The sequence below is a fragment of the Nocardia sp. NPDC004340 genome, from assembly GCF_053602575.1.
Genome location: NZ_JBSGDW010000004.1, coordinates 418,074 through 433,693 on the forward strand (window position 1 = coordinate 418,074; position 15,620 = coordinate 433,693).

A 15,620-nucleotide genomic window follows, 5' to 3' on the forward strand; every position below is an offset into this window, starting at 1 on the left:
CACGGCGAACCTCTCTTCACGAAACAACTAGGTTTTCATTTTAGAAAACATGCAATCAGTTGGTGGGCGGACCCCCGGAAAAACCGTGGGCCCCCCGCGGCTACGCGGAGTGTTCGAGCGCCTCCGCCTGGCCGGTGACCACGCCGGTGAGGATGGCCCGTGCGACCGCCAGCAGCTCCGCGACCTGCGGCGAAGTGAGTTCGTAGGTGACCGAGAGCCCTTCGCGGCGGGCCGAGACCAGCCCGGCGCGACGCAGAATCGACAGCTGCTGCGACAGATTCGCGGCCTCGACGCCGATCTCGGTGAGCATCTCCGAGACCGCGTACTCGCGCTGGCTCAGCAATTCGAGGACCCGGATCCGCACGGGATGGCCGAGCGTCTTGAAGAAATCCGCCTTCATTTGATAGAGCGGCCGTTGCAGTCCTGGCATGTCGCGAGCCACTCCTTCCGAGGGCGGATGGGCATCCGGATACACTGCCCGACCCAGTGATTGCAGAGTTTAGCAAACAGGACAATCATGCTAGGTTCGGTCGTTCCCCGGACCGCCCACAGGAAGACCGAACGTGCCCATCGCCACCCTCAATGGGATTCGCCTCAACTACGACGTCACCGGCAACGGACCCCTGGTCGTCCTCGTCATGGGCACCGGCAGCCCGGGCCGGGTCTGGCGGACCTACCAGGTTCCGGCCCTGGTGAAGGCGGGTTTCCGGGTCGCCACTTTCGACAATCGCGGCATCGCGCCCTCGGAGGAGAGCGCCCACGGCATGCGGATCGAGGACCTGGTCGCCGACACCGCGGCGCTGATCGAACTGCTCGGCGGTCCCGCGCACGTGGTCGGCACCTCGCTGGGCGCGCGCGTCACCCAGGAACTCGCGCTGGCCCGGCCGGATCTGGTGACCAAGGCCGTCATGCTGGCAACCACCGGCCGCTCCCATCCCCTGGCCAGCACCCTGAACAAGGGTGAGCAGGCATTGCAGCAGCAGGGCGTGAAGCTGCCGCCGGAGTACGCGGCCGCGGTCAAGGCGATGCTGAACCTCTCCCCCGCCACCCTCGAAGCCGACGACTCCGCGCAGCAGTGGCTCGACATCTTCGAATACTCGGCGAGCGTCGCGCCCGGGCCGGGCGTGCTCGCGCAGATGCGCATGGACCGGACCGGCAACCGCCTGGCCGACTACGCCCGCATCACCGTCCCCAGCCTGGTCGTCGGGTTCGCCGACGACCGCATGCTGCCGCCGGTGTTCGCCCGCGAGGTGGCCGAGGCGATTCCGGGCGCACGGTACGTGCACCTCGAGAAGTGCGGCCACTACGGGTATCTCGAGCAGCCCGAGGCGGTCAACAGCGCCATCATCGACTTCCTCACCGGCGTCCACGCCTGAGCCCCGACCACTTCCGTCCCTACCATCCGCCGAGGAGCCGATCGTGTCCGACTCGCTGCCGCCGTGTCCCGCCTGTTCCAGTGAATACACCTACGAGGTGGGCGGGTTGCTCACCTGCCCGGAGTGCGCGCACGAATGGACCGTCGGGACCGAGGCGGCGGCCGAGGACGGCGTGATCCGGGACGCGGTCGGCAATGTGCTCGCCGACGGCGACACCGTCACCGTGATCAAGTCGCTCAAGGTGAAGGGCAGCCCCACCGGCATCAAGGCGGGCACCAAGGTCCGCAATATCCGCCTGGTCCAGGGCGTCGGCGACCACGACATCGACTGCAAGGTCGACGGCATCGGCGCCATGCAGCTGAAATCCAGTGTGGTGAAGAAGGTCTAGCGCGGACCCGGGCCCGCGGGTCAGTCGACGGGTTCCTGCTGGGTGGTGCAGTGGATGCCGCCGCCGCCCGCGGCGATGGCGTCGATATTGATCTGCACCACCCGGCGATCCGGGAACAGCCGGGTCAGGGTGGAGTAGGCGGCCGAATCGGCTTCCGCGTCACCGAATTCGGGGGCGATGACGCCGCCGTTGCAGACGTAGAAGTTGATGTAGCCGGCGGCGAAGTCGTCGCCCGCGCCGCGATAGCGCAGATCGGACGGCGCTTCCAGGGTTTCGATCTCGAGCGGCCGCCCCTGCGCGTCGGTGGCGTTGTGCAGGATCTCGAGGTGGAGGCGGGTGACGTCGTAGTCGAAGGACTCCTCGTTATTGTCCAGCGCCGCGACCACCACGCCCGGGCGGGCGAAGCGGGCGTAGAAATCGGTGTGGCCGTCGGTGATGTCCTGCCCGGCGATACCCGGCAGCCAGATCACCTTCTTGATGCCCAGCAGATGGTCGAGCTCGCCCTCCACGTCGGCCTTCTTCCAGCCGGGATTCCGATTCTTGTTCAGCACACAGGATTCGGTGATGAGCGCGGTGCCCTCGCCGTCCACCTCGATGCCGCCGCCCTCGAGCACCAGATCGGTGTGGGTGGTCTGCACGCCGGCGCGGCCGTCGACGATGGTGGCGACCTTGCTGTCGCGCTTGTGCTGCTGTTTGCCGCCCCAGCCGTTGAAGTTGAAGTCGACCCCGGACTTGCCGTGATTGCCGTGCACGAACACCGGTCCGGTGTCACGCATCCAGAGGTCGTCGAGGTCGGCCACGATCAGTTCGACGTTCGCGCCGCCGATCAGCCGGCGGGCCAGATCCAGTTCGTCCTGGCGCACCAGCATGGACACCGGCTCGAAGCGGGAGATGGTGGAGGCGATGGTGGCCAGGTTCTCGCGCACCTGCGGCAGCAGCTGCCGGCCCCAGATCGCCTCGCTCGCACCGAAAGCCATCCAGGTGCGCTTGTGCGGCGCGCCCTCGTCGGGCATCACGCCGGAGTGACCGTCGTGGGACGTCGAGGGCTCGCCGTTGAACCACGACGAGATGGATCCTTCGCAGCCCGCGAGCAGCAGCCCGCCCATCGTCAAGATCCCCGATCGCATGAACCGGCGTCGTCCTTGCATTGCACTGTCTCCTTTGAAAGAAGGCCCGGCGCGGCGTTTCCCTCTCCGGCGCGCTGAATCCACTGAACCCGCTGATCAAACGGCCGCCACACACGGAACGGCCCGAGCCGGGCACCAGCGACTCTAATCTCTGACTGAATTTTCAGTCAAGGTCGATTCGTGTGATCCGGCTCCCTCGGCGACCGGGCGCGCGCAGACTGGGGCAGATGACCACCGCCCGCGTTTCCGCTGCTCTGGCCTCCGCAATCGTCATCACCGGGGTCGTGGCCGTCGGCCCGACCACCGCACCCGCGCACGCCTACGGACCGGCATCGTGCATCCCCGGCGACCCCATGCGCCCCACCGGCGAGCTGTTCGCCACCACCAACACCGCCACCATCACCGACCCGGCCGACCCGCGCCTGACCGACCGCCTCGATCTGCTGAACCTCGACGAGAACTTCACCGCGCTCACCGAACTCGCGCTCCCGGTCGAATCACGCGTGGTCGACGGCGTGTTCTGGTCGGCCGGAACGGGCCTCACCTACGAGCGATCCCGCCAATTCCGGCTCGCCTGCACCGATTACAAGAACCTGTGCTGGGTCGCCGACGACCTGCGCGGGCGCTACCGGCAGGAGGCGGTCCTGACCTTCGAATACCTCCCCGGCGAGGACACCCGCGCCGACGGCTTCACGGTGACCGTCACCGGCATCGACCGCACCCGCTTCGCCGAGGCCCTGGCCGCGGACCCCGTCGTGCGCGACCGACTCGGCGGCGGTTCCTTCACCGACTCCGGCGCCCTGATCCTGGTCGCCGACCGCGCCGACGCCGACCTGATCCGCGACTTCATCGCCGCCCTCGGCGGCGGCTGGAACACCGGCGAACTCCGTTACGGCGACCGCGAATTCGTCCGTTCCACCGGCACCGACGCCCTGGCCTGCGCCGTGTGACCCGACCGGTCCGGTTAGTCTCGAATCATGGTGTCGCGCATGAACGGGTCGGCGCTGCCACCCAGCCTGGTGGAAATGGCGACGCGGCATCTGCGGGCGGAGGTGCTCAGCGGTGCGTTCGAGCCCGGCGACCGCATCGGCGAGGAAGCGCTGTGCGCGCGACTGGGCACCAGCCGTGCGCCGGTGCGGGAAGCCTTGCGGCTCTTGGCGCAAGAAGGGCTGATCGAGCATCTGCCCCGGCGCGGATTCCGGGTGGCGGTGTGGTCTCGGACCGACATCCTGGAGCTGTTCGAGTTGCGGCGGGTGCTCGAGCGCTACGCCATCGACAGCGCGTTCCCGCTGGCCGCCGAGGGCGACCCGCTGCGACGGGTCCGAGCGGCGCTCGAGGAGATGCGCGTCGCGGACGCCGCCGGGGACGCGTTCGAGCGCGACAATGCCCACCGCCGGTTCCACGCGGCCATCGTGGCGCTGTCCGGCAATCGGCAGCTGGAACTGGCCTACGAGCCGATCCTGGTCAAGCTGCAGCTGCCCATGGCCCGCAACCTGCGCGCCGAGTCCCGGCTCACCCAGCGCCACAACGGTATTCGACGGCACGAGGAGCTGCTGGCAGCCCTGGAATCCGGTGACGCCACGACGGCGCGCGAGGCGCTGTTGCGGCACGGGGAGCGGGCCTACCTGGACCTGGACATCCGCTAACACAGCGGATACATTGCGACACCGCCGATTTCACACCTTCTGTCGACAATCGACAAATGGTGAACCCGAGCCCCACGATCGCGGAGATCCTGGCCTCGCACGAAAGCGGCAGCGGCTCTCCGACCCACACCGCCGCCCGGGTCGCGGACGCCATCGCGGCGCGCGGCGACGACGGCACCTGGATCACGCCGGTCCCGCGCGAACAGCTGCTGGCGGCGGCCGCCGAGATCGAGCGACGGCCCGGCGCGCGCACGCTACCGCTGTACGGCGTGCCGTTCGGGGTGAAGGACAGCATCGACGTCGCGGGCCGGCCCACCACACTGGCCTGCCCCGACTACGCCTATACCGCCACCCGGACCGCGCCCGCGGTCGAGCGCCTGCTGGAGGCGGGCGCGCTGTTCGTCGGCAAGACGAACCTCGACCAGTTCGCGACCGGCCTCAACGGCACCCGCACGCCGTATCCGATCCCGCGCTCGGTGTTCGGCGGCGAATTGATATGCGGTGGTTCCAGTTCCGGGTCCGCCCGCGCGGTGGCGCTCGGTGAGGTGCCGTTCTGCGTGGCCACCGACACCGCCGGGTCGGGGCGGGTTCCCGCGGCGCTCAACGGAATCCTGGGCTGGAAGCCCTCGCGGGGGCTGATCAGCGCGCGGGGCCTGGTCCCGGCGTGCAAATCGCTGGACTGCCTGACGCTGATGGCGGGCACCGTCGAGGACCTCGATCGGGTCTTCGAGGTGATCGCGGGCGTGGATCCAGGCGATCCGTGGAGCCGGCCGCGCGGGCCGCGCTTCGGCGGCGGGCGGCTGCGGGTCGGACTGCCCGATCCCAGCGAGCTGGAGTTCTTCGGGGACGAAGTGTTCCGCACCGCGCACCTCGACGCCCGGAATCGACTGGTACGCCGCGGCTTCGACTGCGTGCCGACCACCCTGGAACCGTTCCTGGCCGCCGGAGAACTGCTCTATCAGGGCCCGTGGGTGGCCGAGCGGCTGGTGGAGTTCGAGGACTTCCTCGCCGAGCGACCGGATTCGATCCTGCCGGTGATCCGCGAAATCCTCACCGGCGGTTTCCGATTCACCGCGGTGGACGTCTTCCGGGCGCAGCAGCGCCTGCAAGAACTGCGCGCCACGGTGGCTCGGGTCTGGGACGACGTCGACGTGGTGGTGACGCCGACCATCGGCACCACGTTCACCGTCGCGCAGGTGCTGGCGGATCCGATCGCCACGAACACCGTGCTGGGCCACTACACCCACTTCGGCAATCTGCTGGACCTCACCGCGATCTCGGTGCCGATGGGCCTCGCCGCGGACGGCCGCCCGCTGTCGGTGATGGTGTTCGGCCCGGCGCTGGCCGACGACGTGGTGCTCGCCGCGGCGGCCCGCCTGCTCGACGAACCGCGCCCGGTCGTGGCGCACGCGGATCTCAGGCTCGTACAGAAGGAACGGCGATGACGACACTCTCCCGCGTTCCGGCGCGACCGGGCGACTTCACCTTCGACCCGAACCGGGTGGCGCTGCTGGTCATCGACATGCAACGCGACTTCCTGCTCCCCGGCGGCTTCGGCGAGAGCCTGGGCAATGATGTGGCCCTGCTGCGCACGGTCATCGAGCCGCTGGCCGGGCTGCTGGCCACCGCACGGGCGGCCGGGATTCCCGTGATCCACACCCGCGAAGGTCATCGGCCCGACCTGTCGGATTGCCCGCCCGCGAAACTGCTGCGCGGGGATCCCGCCCAGCGCATCGGCGACCCGGGCCGGTTCGGACGCATCCTGATCCGCGGCGAGTACGGGCACGACATCATCGACGAGCTCGCGCCGGTGGACGGCGAGGTGGTGATCGACAAGCCCGGCAAAGGCGCGTTCTACGCGACCGGGCTGGCAGATGTACTGGCGGACAGGGGAATCCGCTCGCTGCTGGTCACCGGGGTCACCACCGAGGTCTGCGTGCACACCACGGTGCGCGAGGCCAACGACCGCGGATTCGAATGCCTGGTCGTCTCCGACTGCGTCGGTTCGTATTTCCCGGAGTTCCAGCGCGTCGGACTGGCCATGATCGCCGCCCAGGGCGGCATCTTCGGCTGGGTCGCCGACTCGGCCGCGGTCCGCGCCGCCCTCACCTCCGCCGCCTCCCCCCGCCCGGTCCAGTGAACAGGAAAGCCCATGTCCGTCGAAACCCCGATCGCCGGTGAAACCGGCAGCGCCGCACCGCTGTCGCTGCCGTGGTGGACCCGCGGCGACACCAATGCCTTCTTCGGCCTGTCGTTCAATATCCTCGTCAATGTCCTGACCCTGACCACGCTGTCGATCGCGGTGGTGAAGATCCCCAGCGCCGACGTGCTGGGCACCGTACTGCCCGCGCTGGGTGTGGCGCTGGTGCTGGGCAATCTGTACTACATGCTGCTGGCGCGGCGGCTCGCGCGGCGTGAGGGCCGCGCGACGGTCACCGCGCTGCCCTACGGCCCGAGCGTCCCGCACATGTTCATCGTGGTGTTCGTGGTGATGCTGCCCATCTACCTGAAGACCAACGACCCGATGCGAGCGTGGTCCGCGGGTCTGGCGTGGGCGTTCATGATCGGCGTGATCGTCATGATCGGCGCGTTCGTCGGACCGTACATTCGCCGGATCACCCCGCGCGCGGCCATGCTCGGCACGCTGGCGGGCATCTCGATCACGTTCATCGCCATGCGGCCCGCCGCGCAGATGTGGGAAGCGGCCTGGATCGGATTGCCGGTGCTGGCCATCATTCTCATCGGCTTCTTCACCGATGTGCGACTGCCCGGCAATGTTCCGGTCGGCCTGGTGGCACTGCTGGTGGGCACCGCCATCGGGTGGATCGGCGGCTACATGTCGGTGCCCGACGTCTCCCGGGCCGCGCACGATATCGCCCTCGGGTTGCCGGACCTGCGCCTGCACCTGCTCTTCGACGGGCTCGCACACCTGGCGCCCTTGCTGGCCACCGCGATTCCGCTGGGCGTCTACAACTTCACCGAGGCCATGAGCAATGTCGAGAGCGCCGCCGCCGCGGGCGACAACTACAACCTGCGCAGCGTGCTGCTGGCCGACGGGTTCGGCGCGATCATCGGGTCCGGTTTCGGCTCACCCTTCCCTCCCGCCGTCTACATCGGCCACCCCGGCTGGAAGGACGCGGGCGGACGGACCGGCTACTCGCTCGCCAGTGGAGCGATCATCGGATTGATGTGCCTGCTGGGCCTTTTCGGCGTACTCGCCACCCTGCTCCCCATTCCGGCGATCGTCCCGATCCTGCTCTACATCGGCCTGCTGATCGGCGCCCAGGCTTTCCAGGCCGTCCCGCGCCTGCACGCGGTCGCGGTGGTGGCCGCGCTGCTGCCCAATCTGGCCGAATGGGGCGTCGGCCAGATCGACAACGCGCTCAGCGCCGCCGGGACCTCCGCCGACAAGATCGGCGCGGGCGCGCTCGGCCAGGCCGGCGTGGTCTACGACGGACTGAAGACCCTGGGCGCGGGCGCGGTGCTGGCCGGGCTGGTACTCGGCACCATGGTCACCTTCATCCTCGAAAAACGGTTCCGCGCAGCCGCTCTCGCCGCCACGGTCGGCGCCGCGCTCAGCTTCGTCGGCCTCATCCACGCCACCGAGGTGGCCTGGGCCGCCGCCCCGAAGGTCGCCCTCGGCTACCTCTTCTTCGGACTCGTCTGCCTCGCATGCTCGTTCCTGCGCGGCACCCGCCCGGCCCCTGACCCCGACCTCCCCGACTGAGCCGCTCGGGCGGTCACCGTCCCGCATCCGACGGCGGCCGCCCCGCACCACCCCCATCGGTCTCGTCCAGAAAGATCCGCAAGCCCTCCCCGATCTTGCCCGCCGCATTCTCCAACTGCTCGGGCGAGAGCACCTTCCCGAACGACGCCGCCTTCAGCAGCTGCCGCTGCACCTCTTTGAGGTTCATCGTCGCCCAGTCGCGTCGTGAGAGTTCCGGCATGGTCCGGGACAATACCTCGAGTAGAACGTTTGTTCGAGTGCCGAGAATCGTGACAGCGACGCGTCAGGGCGGTGTCAGCTCCGTGTAAGCGGGGGTGGGGATTGTCAGTGGCGTGAACAGCACTGTGATCGCCGATTCCGGACTGCGGACGATGTACCGGGACCCGATGGATTTCGGGGCCCTCGATCTGGGCTTCGAGCGCGGGCTCGCCGCCGTGGGCCGGTTTCTGCGTGGGGATCATATGGTCGCGCAGTTGATTCGGTTCGCGGTGGTGGGCGGGGTCAGCAATATCGCGTATGTGCTGATGTTCATGGCGGTGAACGGGAGTGGGGCGCTGGTGGCGAATATCGCGGGGTCGGTGGTGAGTACGGCGATCGCGAACGAGTTGCATCGGCGGTTGACGTTCCGGGCGGCCGGGCGGGTGGGGTGGTTCAGCGCACAATGGGAGGGCGGCGGGCTGGCCGCGGTCGGGCTGGTGATCAGTACGGCGGCGTTGGCGGGGCTCGATTTCTGGGCGCCCGGGCTCGGGGAGCTCAGCCAGGCGACGGCCGTGCTCGTGGTCATGGCGGCGGTCGGCGGAATGCGGTTTCTCGCGCTGCGCGGGTTCGTGTTCTGAGGCGGGGTGTCACATTTCGATCGGCCGCGGTGTCCAGTGGGTGACACGAAAGACGGGAGCCCCGCCATGATCGGTACCACCGCCGCCACCGACGCGTTCGTCGCGCACCGGAATCTGCTGTTCACGGTCGCCTACGAGATGCTCGGGTCGGCGGCCGACGCCGAGGACGTGCTGCAGGAGACGTGGCTGCGCTGGATCGGCGTCGACCTCGAGGAGGTGCGGGATCAGCGGGCGTATCTGGTGCGCATCACCACCCGGCAGGCGCTGGGACGGTTGCGGACGCTGGGCCGGCGCAAGGAGTCCTATGTCGGGCAGTGGCTGCCGGAGCCGCTGCTGACCGCGCCCGATGTGGCCGAGGATGTCGAACTGGCGGAAAGCGTGTCGATGGCCATGCTGCTGGTACTCGAGACGCTCACCCCGACCGAGCGCGCGGTGTTCGTGCTGCGCGAGGTGTTCGACCTGCCGTACGAGGAGATCGCCGCGGCGGTCGACAAGTCCGCGGCCGCGGTCCGGCAGATCGCGCACCGCGCCCGCGCGCACGTGGCGTCCCGCCGCCCGCGCGGACCGGTGTCCGCCGCCGAGTCCCGCGAGGTGCTCGACGCTTTCCACCGCGCGGTCGAGACCGGTGACCTGCAAGGGCTGCTGGACCTGCTCGCACCGGACGTGGTCGCGTTCGGCGACGGCGGCGGCCTCCGGTCCGCGCTGCCGCGCCCGATCGTCGGCGCGGACAAGGTGGCTCGCGTACTCACCACCGGCTGGAAGCGATTCGGCGACACCGCGTCGTTCGACACCACCTTGGTCAACGGCCATCCCGCGCTGGTCATGCGACGGGACGGTGAGGTGGACACCGTCCTGGCGTTGCGCATCGACGACGGCCTCATCACCGGGTTGTACGCGGTCCGCAACCCGGAGAAGCACTCCCACATGGACCACGTGACCGCGCTGAGCCGATGACCCAGTCGGGTGAATGTGGTATCAGGCGTGTGAGGTTCGCGTTTCGGCAGCGCCGAGGATGCCGTGCAGCACAAGCTCCACGAGACGGTCGGAGGCAGCCGCGGTGACGTCGGACTGATCACTGGTCCACGCAATCGCGGTGGCGATCTTGACGATGTCGTCGGTGGTGACATCGGGGTGCGCCCGCCCCGCCCGTTGGGCTCGGGCCAACACGGTCCCAGCCGCATCCAGCGCCGCGGCACAGTGCGGCGCCAAGGGACTGTCGGGAATCTCGAGGGCTCGCATGATCTCCTCGGACAGCCCCCGCACCCGGCGAATATGCGACACCAGCGCGGCAACCCACAGCGATAGAGCGGCCGCGGAGTCGGGCTCGGCGTCGAGGGTGCTCGCGAGTGCGGTGACCTCGTCGAGGCTGGTGCCGACCACGGCGGCGATGAGGTCTTCGCGCCGCGGAAAATGCCGATAAAGGGTGGCCGGGCCGACCCCGGCGCGGCGGGCGATCTCATTGAACGACACGTCGACGCCCTCGCCGGCGAACATCTCGCGAGCGGCCTCGAGCAGTCGGGCGCGGCTGCGGCGGGCATCGGCCCGGACACCGCCCGGTGGCGGTGATGCTGCTTGTTCCACGGGGCTCCTCAGCGAATCGGAATGCCACTCCGTATATTCGGAATGGCATTCCGAATTGTAGTGGACGGGAGTCGAACATGATGTTGCCGACCAATTTGCCGCGCACCGGCATCTGGGTGAACGGGCTCGATCTGCAAGCGCCGGCCGTGACGACCGGGCTGGCAACGGAGCTCGAGGAACTGGGACTGGGCGCGATCTGGCTCAGCGAGGGACTCGCCCACGACCCGTTCGTCACCGCCGCCGGCCTGCTCTCCGCCACCAGCAGGCTGACGGTCGGCACGGGGATCGCGGTGACATACGGCCGCCATCCGCACTGGATGCGCGCCTCTGCCCGAGCCGTGCTGGATGCCTACCCCGGTCGGTTCGTGTTCGGGGCCGGCACATCCAATCCTCGGGTCGTCGAAGAAGTTCTCGGACTCGAATACCGCAGACCGCTCGCCGCTTTGCGCGACTACCTCGATGATCTCGACACACCGGACACCCTGCGGGCCCAGCTCGGCTTGCCGGACGCCGGTCGGTTGCCCCGAGTGCTGGCGGCGCTCGGTCCGAGCGCATTGCGGCTGGCTCGAGACCGGGCCGATGGCGCCATCACCTATCTCGTGACACCCGAACACACCGCTCATGCCCGCGCCGTTCTCGGACCGGACCGGACGCTGGTAGTCGAACAGGCCGTCGTGGTCGGGACGGGCGACGAGGACGCCCGGACCCGCGCTCACGCACACGTGGGCGCCTACCTGTCCAATCCTGGTTACCGCGCGAGCTGGCAGCGGCTCGGCTTCACCGACACCGATCTCACCGGCAGCGACCGGCTCGTCGACGCGTTGGTCGCGATCGGGGAAGACCAAGTGCAGCAACGGATTGCGGCCCACATCGCGGCCGGCGCCGATCACGTCTGCCTGCAGGCGCTACCGGCGGAGCCGTTCACCATCCCGGCACAGCAGTGGAAGCTGCTGGCCGCTATCGATTGACGGCCGCCGGCTCAGCCCCGGCCGATGTAGGGCATGCCGGTCGCCATCACGGTCACGAACGGAATGTTCACTTCCAAGGGCAGGTCGACGGTTTGGGCGACGACCCGGGCGACGTGGGCGGCGTCGATGGTCGGTTCGGAGCGGATGCTGCCGTCGGCCTGCAGTGATCCCGCCGCGATGCCCGCGGTGAGTTCGGTTGCGGCATTGCCGATGTCGATCTGCCCGACCGCGATGTCGTGGGCGCGGCCTTCCAGGTTGAGCGCCTTGGTGAGACCGGTGATGCCGTGCTTGCTGGCGGCGTAGGCCACCGTATTGGGGCGCGGGGTGTGGGCGGAGATGGATCCGTTGTTGATGATCCGCCCGCCGCGTGGTGTCTGGGTCTTCATGAGCCGGAACGCGGCCTGCGCGCACAGGAACGCGCCGGTGAGGTTGATGTCCACGACCTGCCGCCACTCCCCCGCGGACAGTTCGTCGATCGGCTTGCTGGGCCCGAAGATCCCGGCATTGTTGACCAGCACGTCCAGCCGCCCCCACTGCCGCGTGAGGTGCGCGAACACCTCGTCCACGGCGGCGGGATCGGTGACATCGGCGGGGACGACGTCCACGCCGCCCGGGCCGGGTGCGGCCGCGGCGGTCTCGTCGAGCGTCGCACGGGTGCGTCCCACCGCGACGACCTGATGCCCGGCGGCGGTCAGCGCGTGGGTCATGGCGCGCCCCAATCCGGCTCCGGCTCCGGTGACGAGAACGATCTTCGATGTGGTCACGGGATCCGAGCGTATTCGGTCAGTCCGCGGCCCGATCGGCCGGAAGCACATTGGTGCGCAGGTGCCGGACCAGCGCTACCAGCCGTTCGAGGGTGGCGTGCTCGGGATCGGTGAGCCGCAGCTGGAGCAGCTCGCGACCGGAGGCGTGCAGGATGCGCGCGGTGTATTCGGGATCGGGGAGTTTCGGAAACGCCTGCCGCAGTTCCTGTTCCAGGAATCCCCGGACCGCCGCCTGCGAGACGGCCTGGCGCTCGTGCAGTTCCGGCGGCGCGCCGGCGGGCGGGAACAGGAACAGCCGCCAGGTCTCGGGATGCGCGTCGATGGCCCGGACCGCGCCCTCGAAGGCCCGCACGAACGGGTCCGGGTCGGCGGTCTCGTCGACCTGGGCGAACCCCTCGGCGAACTGGGTCGCCGCGCGGACGCTCTCGCGGTCGATGAGGGCGACGAAAAGCCCTGCCATATCGCCGAATTGCTGATACAGCACGGGCCGGGTGACCCCGGCGGCCTCGGCGATCCGATTGGGGGTGGCCGCGGCGAAGCCCTCCGCCCCGACGATCTCATGGGTGATGTCGAGGATCTGCTCGCGGCGGTTCTCTGCGCTCATCCGCCGCCGCGTCGGGGGTGCGGTGGTCATCCTTGACACCATAACTTACAACCTGTCAGTCTCTAACTAACAGGTTGAAAGTTGAGGTGCTCCGATGTCGCCGCACTACCCCGAACTCGCCGAGCGCGTGCGCAGTCAGCGCGCACTGCAGCCCGACCTCTACGGCTCGATCGATTTCGACGAGTCCCCCTTCCGCTTCACCGTCGATCCTGCCGATAAGTCGTCGCTGCCCGGCTGGGTCGCACCGCGCGAGCCGCTGCTGGCCGACGATCGGGTCGTCGAATTGATGCGCACCGCAACGATGCTCGGCGATGTGGTGGCCGACCCGTACGCGGCGCTGGCCCCGGAGTACGGCGTCAAGGGCTTGATCGGGATGTTGCGGCAGGCGTGCCGCGCGGGGGTCGACTCGGTGCCCGGCGCGCCCGATGAGCTGCGGGCGTTCCTGGCGGCCATGGAGGCGACGCCCGCCTGGCTGGACATGGAGCTGGTCGAGGAGGGCGCGCGGCATTCGCGGGTCGGCGCGGCGTTCCTGTCGCCGGTGCTGATCCGGGGCGCGTTCCTGGCGACGTTCCTCAATACCTATGCGGCACTGCCGATGACATTGACCGGGGCATTGTCGGGGCGGCGGGCGGCGCGGCGGGTCAACGAGACCGCGTCGTTCTTCGCGGTGACCACACTGCCGGGCGCGCTGGAACGGCACGGCGAGGGTTTCGAGGCCGCGGCCATGGTGCGCCTGATGCACTCGATGGTGCGCTACAACGCGTTGGCCCGCGGGGACCAGTGGGACGCCGATGTGTACGGGGTGCCGCTGCCGCAGGTCGATCAGATGCCCGCCGGATTGATCAATATGTATCTGCTGGCGACCATGGCGATCCGCCGGGGCCGCACCGAGTTCAGCGCCCGCGAACGCGCGATCCTCGAATTCAGCCGCTACCGCTGCTTCCTGCTGGGCCTGCCGGAGGAATTGCTGCCCACCACCGCGACGGGCATCCTCGAGGTCTTCCACGGCCGGGCCGCCGTGCTGCGCGACGACTTCGACGACGCCACCTGCGGCGCACTGGTCCGCTCCACCATGTCGGCGTACCTGCGCCCGGGCCGCTCGCGCTACGACCGTGTCGCCGACGCGATCGAGAAGAGCTGGAGCCGGGTGTTCTTCCTCGGCTTCTGCGGCGGCAATCGCAAGGCCGCGGCCGCCATGAGCGTGACGCTGACTCTCCCCGACGCGATCCGGGTTGGGCTGACCGCGCCGTTCATCATCTTGCGGTTCATTCTCATGACCGTGGCGAGCCAGTCCCCCACCCTGCTCCGCGCGGCAGACGCGTACACGGTCCGCAGAGTGCGCAGGCAGCTCGTGGTCTACGGCAACCCGGAGTACACGACCGACTCCCGCGCGTATCCGGGAGCCGATTCGCGGGAGTGACGCGCGGTCAGGCGGTTCCGGCCGCGGTCACCCGGGCCGCCAGGCCGTCGAGCACGACGGCCCGCTCGGGTGGCACGCCGATGTGCATGTGCACCAGATCGGTTCCCGCGGCAGCGAATTCGAAGGTGAAGAACGAGCAGCAGCTGGTTTCGCGGGCGGCGAGTTCGCGGGCCCGGGGCTCGGCGCTGCCGTCGAGATCCAGCCGCAGCCGGGTCGCCGAGATCCGGTCCCAGCCGAGTACCGCGTCGCGGAACAGGGCGTCGAATTCGGCGACGCGCAGCGGCTGTTCGACGGTGGGTAGCGCGCACGCCTCCACCGGGACCCACGACTGCGCGGAGAGGTTGCCGATCAATCGAATCTCGGGTTTGCCGGCCATGACTCGCACCTCCTGCCGCCCGGGCCATCGGTCCGGGATCTCCCTACGATGCTAGGCCGTTCCGGTGTGCGCGGCACAGAGTCGTGATCACATCCGCTCGCGCAGAAGGAGATAGGCGTCGAGTTGGGCCGCGCCGGACAGCAGCGCGCGGCCGCGGGCGGTCAGGCGCTGCTGCCAGGCGGTGAGGAAGGCGGTCAAGGCCTCGGTTCCGCCTGCCTCGTGCAGGGATTCGAGGAATTGCGCGACGTGGGACAGCGGGTATCCGCCGCGGCGGAGCTGCCGGGCGATCTCCGCGTCACGCACGGCGTCGGGCCGATACTGGCGGTAGCCGGTGGCAGGGTCGCGGTCGGGGCGCAGGATGCCCTCGGTCTCCCAGGTGCGCAGGGTCGCGGCGTGCACGCCGAGGCGGTGCGCGAGTTCGCCGACGGTCAGGGGGCGGCCGGGAATCGGGGCGGGCGGTGCGACGGAGAGGCTGTCGAGTGCGGTCACGACATCGGCATGGGTGGTGCGTTCGGTGTGCAGCGCGGTGTGTGTGGCGTCGATGAGCAGGTAGGCGGCCTCGGTGTCGCCGCGATGGCAGGCGCGCAGGATCTCCGCGGCGCGTTCGTGGCCGTGGCCGACGCGCAAGGCGAGGAAGGCGCGCAGGGCTTGCGCGTGCGCGGGGGTGTAGCGGCGGTAGCCGTTGTCGGCGCGCTCGGTGGGCGGGAGGATGCCCGCGTCGTCGTAGTTGCGGATCGCCTGCGCCGACAGGCCGTGCTCGCGGGCCAGATCGATCGGCCGCACCGCCGCCTCCTTTGAGGGTTTTAC

The 15,620-nt window shown here is 69.3% G+C and carries 19 protein-coding genes; 11 read left to right on the forward strand and 8 right to left on the reverse strand.

All coding sequences use genetic code 11. From position 1 onward, the window contains the following. Positions 1 to 100 precede the first annotated feature (100 nt). Entirely contained in the window at positions 101 to 430 is a 330-nt protein-coding gene (locus ACWEOI_RS18495; RefSeq protein WP_357285311.1) for an ArsR/SmtB family transcription factor, read from the reverse strand. A gap of 133 nt (positions 431 to 563) precedes the next feature. On the opposite strand from ACWEOI_RS18495, the gene ACWEOI_RS18500 reads away from it, so the two are divergent. After that, the gene (locus tag ACWEOI_RS18500; protein ID WP_433672665.1) at positions 564 to 1,376 is read left to right on the forward strand and encodes an alpha/beta fold hydrolase; all 813 of its coding nucleotides are present in this window, start codon (positions 564 to 566) and stop codon (positions 1,374 to 1,376) included. Between the two features lie 43 nt (positions 1,377 to 1,419). After that, on the forward strand, positions 1,420 to 1,764 hold the full coding sequence (locus ACWEOI_RS18505; RefSeq protein WP_433672664.1) for a zinc ribbon domain-containing protein YjdM: 345 nt from the start codon (positions 1,420 to 1,422) through the stop codon (positions 1,762 to 1,764). Positions 1,765 to 1,784: 20 nt separating this feature from the next. Here ACWEOI_RS18505 and ACWEOI_RS18510 read toward each other — a convergent pair whose 3' ends face one another. Further along, positions 1,785 to 2,912, reverse strand: coding sequence for an agmatine deiminase family protein (locus tag ACWEOI_RS18510; RefSeq protein WP_452360351.1), 1,128 nt, complete (start codon positions 2,910 to 2,912; stop codon positions 1,785 to 1,787). A 206-nt stretch (positions 2,913 to 3,118) separates the two neighbouring features. On the opposite strand from ACWEOI_RS18510, the gene ACWEOI_RS18515 reads away from it, so the two are divergent. Genes ACWEOI_RS18515 through ACWEOI_RS18535 form a run of 5 tightly spaced genes read left to right on the forward strand, consistent with a single transcriptional unit; the run spans position 3,119 to position 8,264 of the window. After that, positions 3,119 to 3,841: a hypothetical protein gene (locus tag ACWEOI_RS18515; protein ID WP_452360352.1), complete on the forward strand. Its 723-nt coding sequence runs from the start codon at positions 3,119 to 3,121 to the stop codon at positions 3,839 to 3,841. Between the two features lie 27 nt (positions 3,842 to 3,868). Then, positions 3,869 to 4,537, forward strand: a complete 669-nt coding sequence (locus ACWEOI_RS18520) for a GntR family transcriptional regulator (RefSeq protein ID WP_452360353.1) — start codon at positions 3,869 to 3,871, stop codon at positions 4,535 to 4,537. Positions 4,538 to 4,593: 56 nt separating this feature from the next. Next, positions 4,594 to 5,982 (forward strand): allophanate hydrolase, encoded by a 1,389-nt coding sequence (locus ACWEOI_RS18525; RefSeq protein ID WP_433672660.1) that lies wholly within the window; start codon positions 4,594 to 4,596, stop codon positions 5,980 to 5,982. After that, on the forward strand, positions 5,979 to 6,677 hold the full coding sequence (locus ACWEOI_RS18530; protein ID WP_452360354.1) for a cysteine hydrolase family protein: 699 nt from the start codon (positions 5,979 to 5,981) through the stop codon (positions 6,675 to 6,677). The genes ACWEOI_RS18525 and ACWEOI_RS18530 overlap by 4 nt, the downstream gene beginning before the upstream one ends. A 12-nt stretch (positions 6,678 to 6,689) precedes the next feature. Continuing rightward, a complete protein-coding gene (locus ACWEOI_RS18535; protein ID WP_452360355.1) occupies positions 6,690 to 8,264 on the forward strand; it encodes a regulator in 1,575 nt (524 codons plus the stop codon). A 13-nt stretch (positions 8,265 to 8,277) separates the two neighbouring features. On the opposite strand, the gene ACWEOI_RS18540 is transcribed toward ACWEOI_RS18535, so the two are convergent. After that, on the reverse strand, positions 8,278 to 8,484 hold the full coding sequence (locus tag ACWEOI_RS18540; RefSeq protein WP_379097472.1) for a DUF6374 family protein: 207 nt from the start codon (positions 8,482 to 8,484) through the stop codon (positions 8,278 to 8,280). A gap of 166 nt (positions 8,485 to 8,650) precedes the next feature. On the opposite strand from ACWEOI_RS18540, the gene ACWEOI_RS18545 reads away from it, so the two are divergent. Both ACWEOI_RS18545 and ACWEOI_RS18550 read left to right on the forward strand, forming a co-directional pair. Next, positions 8,651 to 9,100, forward strand: a complete 450-nt coding sequence (locus ACWEOI_RS18545; RefSeq protein ID WP_452360653.1) for a GtrA family protein — start codon at positions 8,651 to 8,653, stop codon at positions 9,098 to 9,100. A gap of 66 nt (positions 9,101 to 9,166) precedes the next feature. After that, entirely contained in the window at positions 9,167 to 10,054 is an 888-nt protein-coding gene (locus ACWEOI_RS18550) for an RNA polymerase sigma-70 factor (RefSeq protein WP_452360356.1), read from the forward strand. Between the two features lie 21 nt (positions 10,055 to 10,075). On the opposite strand, the gene ACWEOI_RS18555 is transcribed toward ACWEOI_RS18550, so the two are convergent. Then, positions 10,076 to 10,681, reverse strand: coding sequence for an SbtR family transcriptional regulator (locus ACWEOI_RS18555; protein ID WP_433672655.1), 606 nt, complete (start codon positions 10,679 to 10,681; stop codon positions 10,076 to 10,078). Here ACWEOI_RS18555 and ACWEOI_RS18560 point away from each other — a divergent pair. Next, a complete protein-coding gene (locus ACWEOI_RS18560) occupies positions 10,666 to 11,649 on the forward strand; it encodes a TIGR03620 family F420-dependent LLM class oxidoreductase (protein ID WP_433673319.1) in 984 nt (327 codons plus the stop codon). The two genes, ACWEOI_RS18555 and ACWEOI_RS18560, sit on opposite strands and share 16 nt — an antisense overlap. Positions 11,650 to 11,660: 11 nt before the next feature. Here the strand turns inward: ACWEOI_RS18560 and ACWEOI_RS18565 are convergent, their stop codons facing one another. After that, on the reverse strand, positions 11,661 to 12,413 hold the full coding sequence (locus ACWEOI_RS18565; RefSeq protein WP_452360357.1) for an SDR family oxidoreductase: 753 nt from the start codon (positions 12,411 to 12,413) through the stop codon (positions 11,661 to 11,663). Positions 12,414 to 12,432: 19 nt separating this feature from the next. Further along, complete coding sequence (locus ACWEOI_RS18570; protein WP_452360654.1) at positions 12,433 to 13,017, reverse strand: TetR/AcrR family transcriptional regulator; 585 nt, start codon at positions 13,015 to 13,017, stop codon at positions 12,433 to 12,435. Positions 13,018 to 13,111: 94 nt separating this feature from the next. Between ACWEOI_RS18570 and ACWEOI_RS18575 the strand changes: the two genes are divergently transcribed. Then, the gene (locus tag ACWEOI_RS18575; RefSeq protein ID WP_452360358.1) at positions 13,112 to 14,437 is read left to right on the forward strand and encodes an oxygenase MpaB family protein; all 1,326 of its coding nucleotides are present in this window, start codon (positions 13,112 to 13,114) and stop codon (positions 14,435 to 14,437) included. Positions 14,438 to 14,444: 7 nt separating this feature from the next. Here the strand turns inward: ACWEOI_RS18575 and ACWEOI_RS18580 are convergent, their stop codons facing one another. Both ACWEOI_RS18580 and ACWEOI_RS18585 read right to left on the reverse strand, forming a co-directional pair. After that, complete coding sequence (locus ACWEOI_RS18580; protein ID WP_433672652.1) at positions 14,445 to 14,813, reverse strand: hypothetical protein; 369 nt, start codon at positions 14,811 to 14,813, stop codon at positions 14,445 to 14,447. Positions 14,814 to 14,900: 87 nt separating this feature from the next. Next, the gene (locus ACWEOI_RS18585) at positions 14,901 to 15,596 is read right to left on the reverse strand and encodes a TioE family transcriptional regulator (RefSeq protein ID WP_452360359.1); all 696 of its coding nucleotides are present in this window, start codon (positions 15,594 to 15,596) and stop codon (positions 14,901 to 14,903) included. Positions 15,597 to 15,620: the final 24 nt, after the last annotated feature.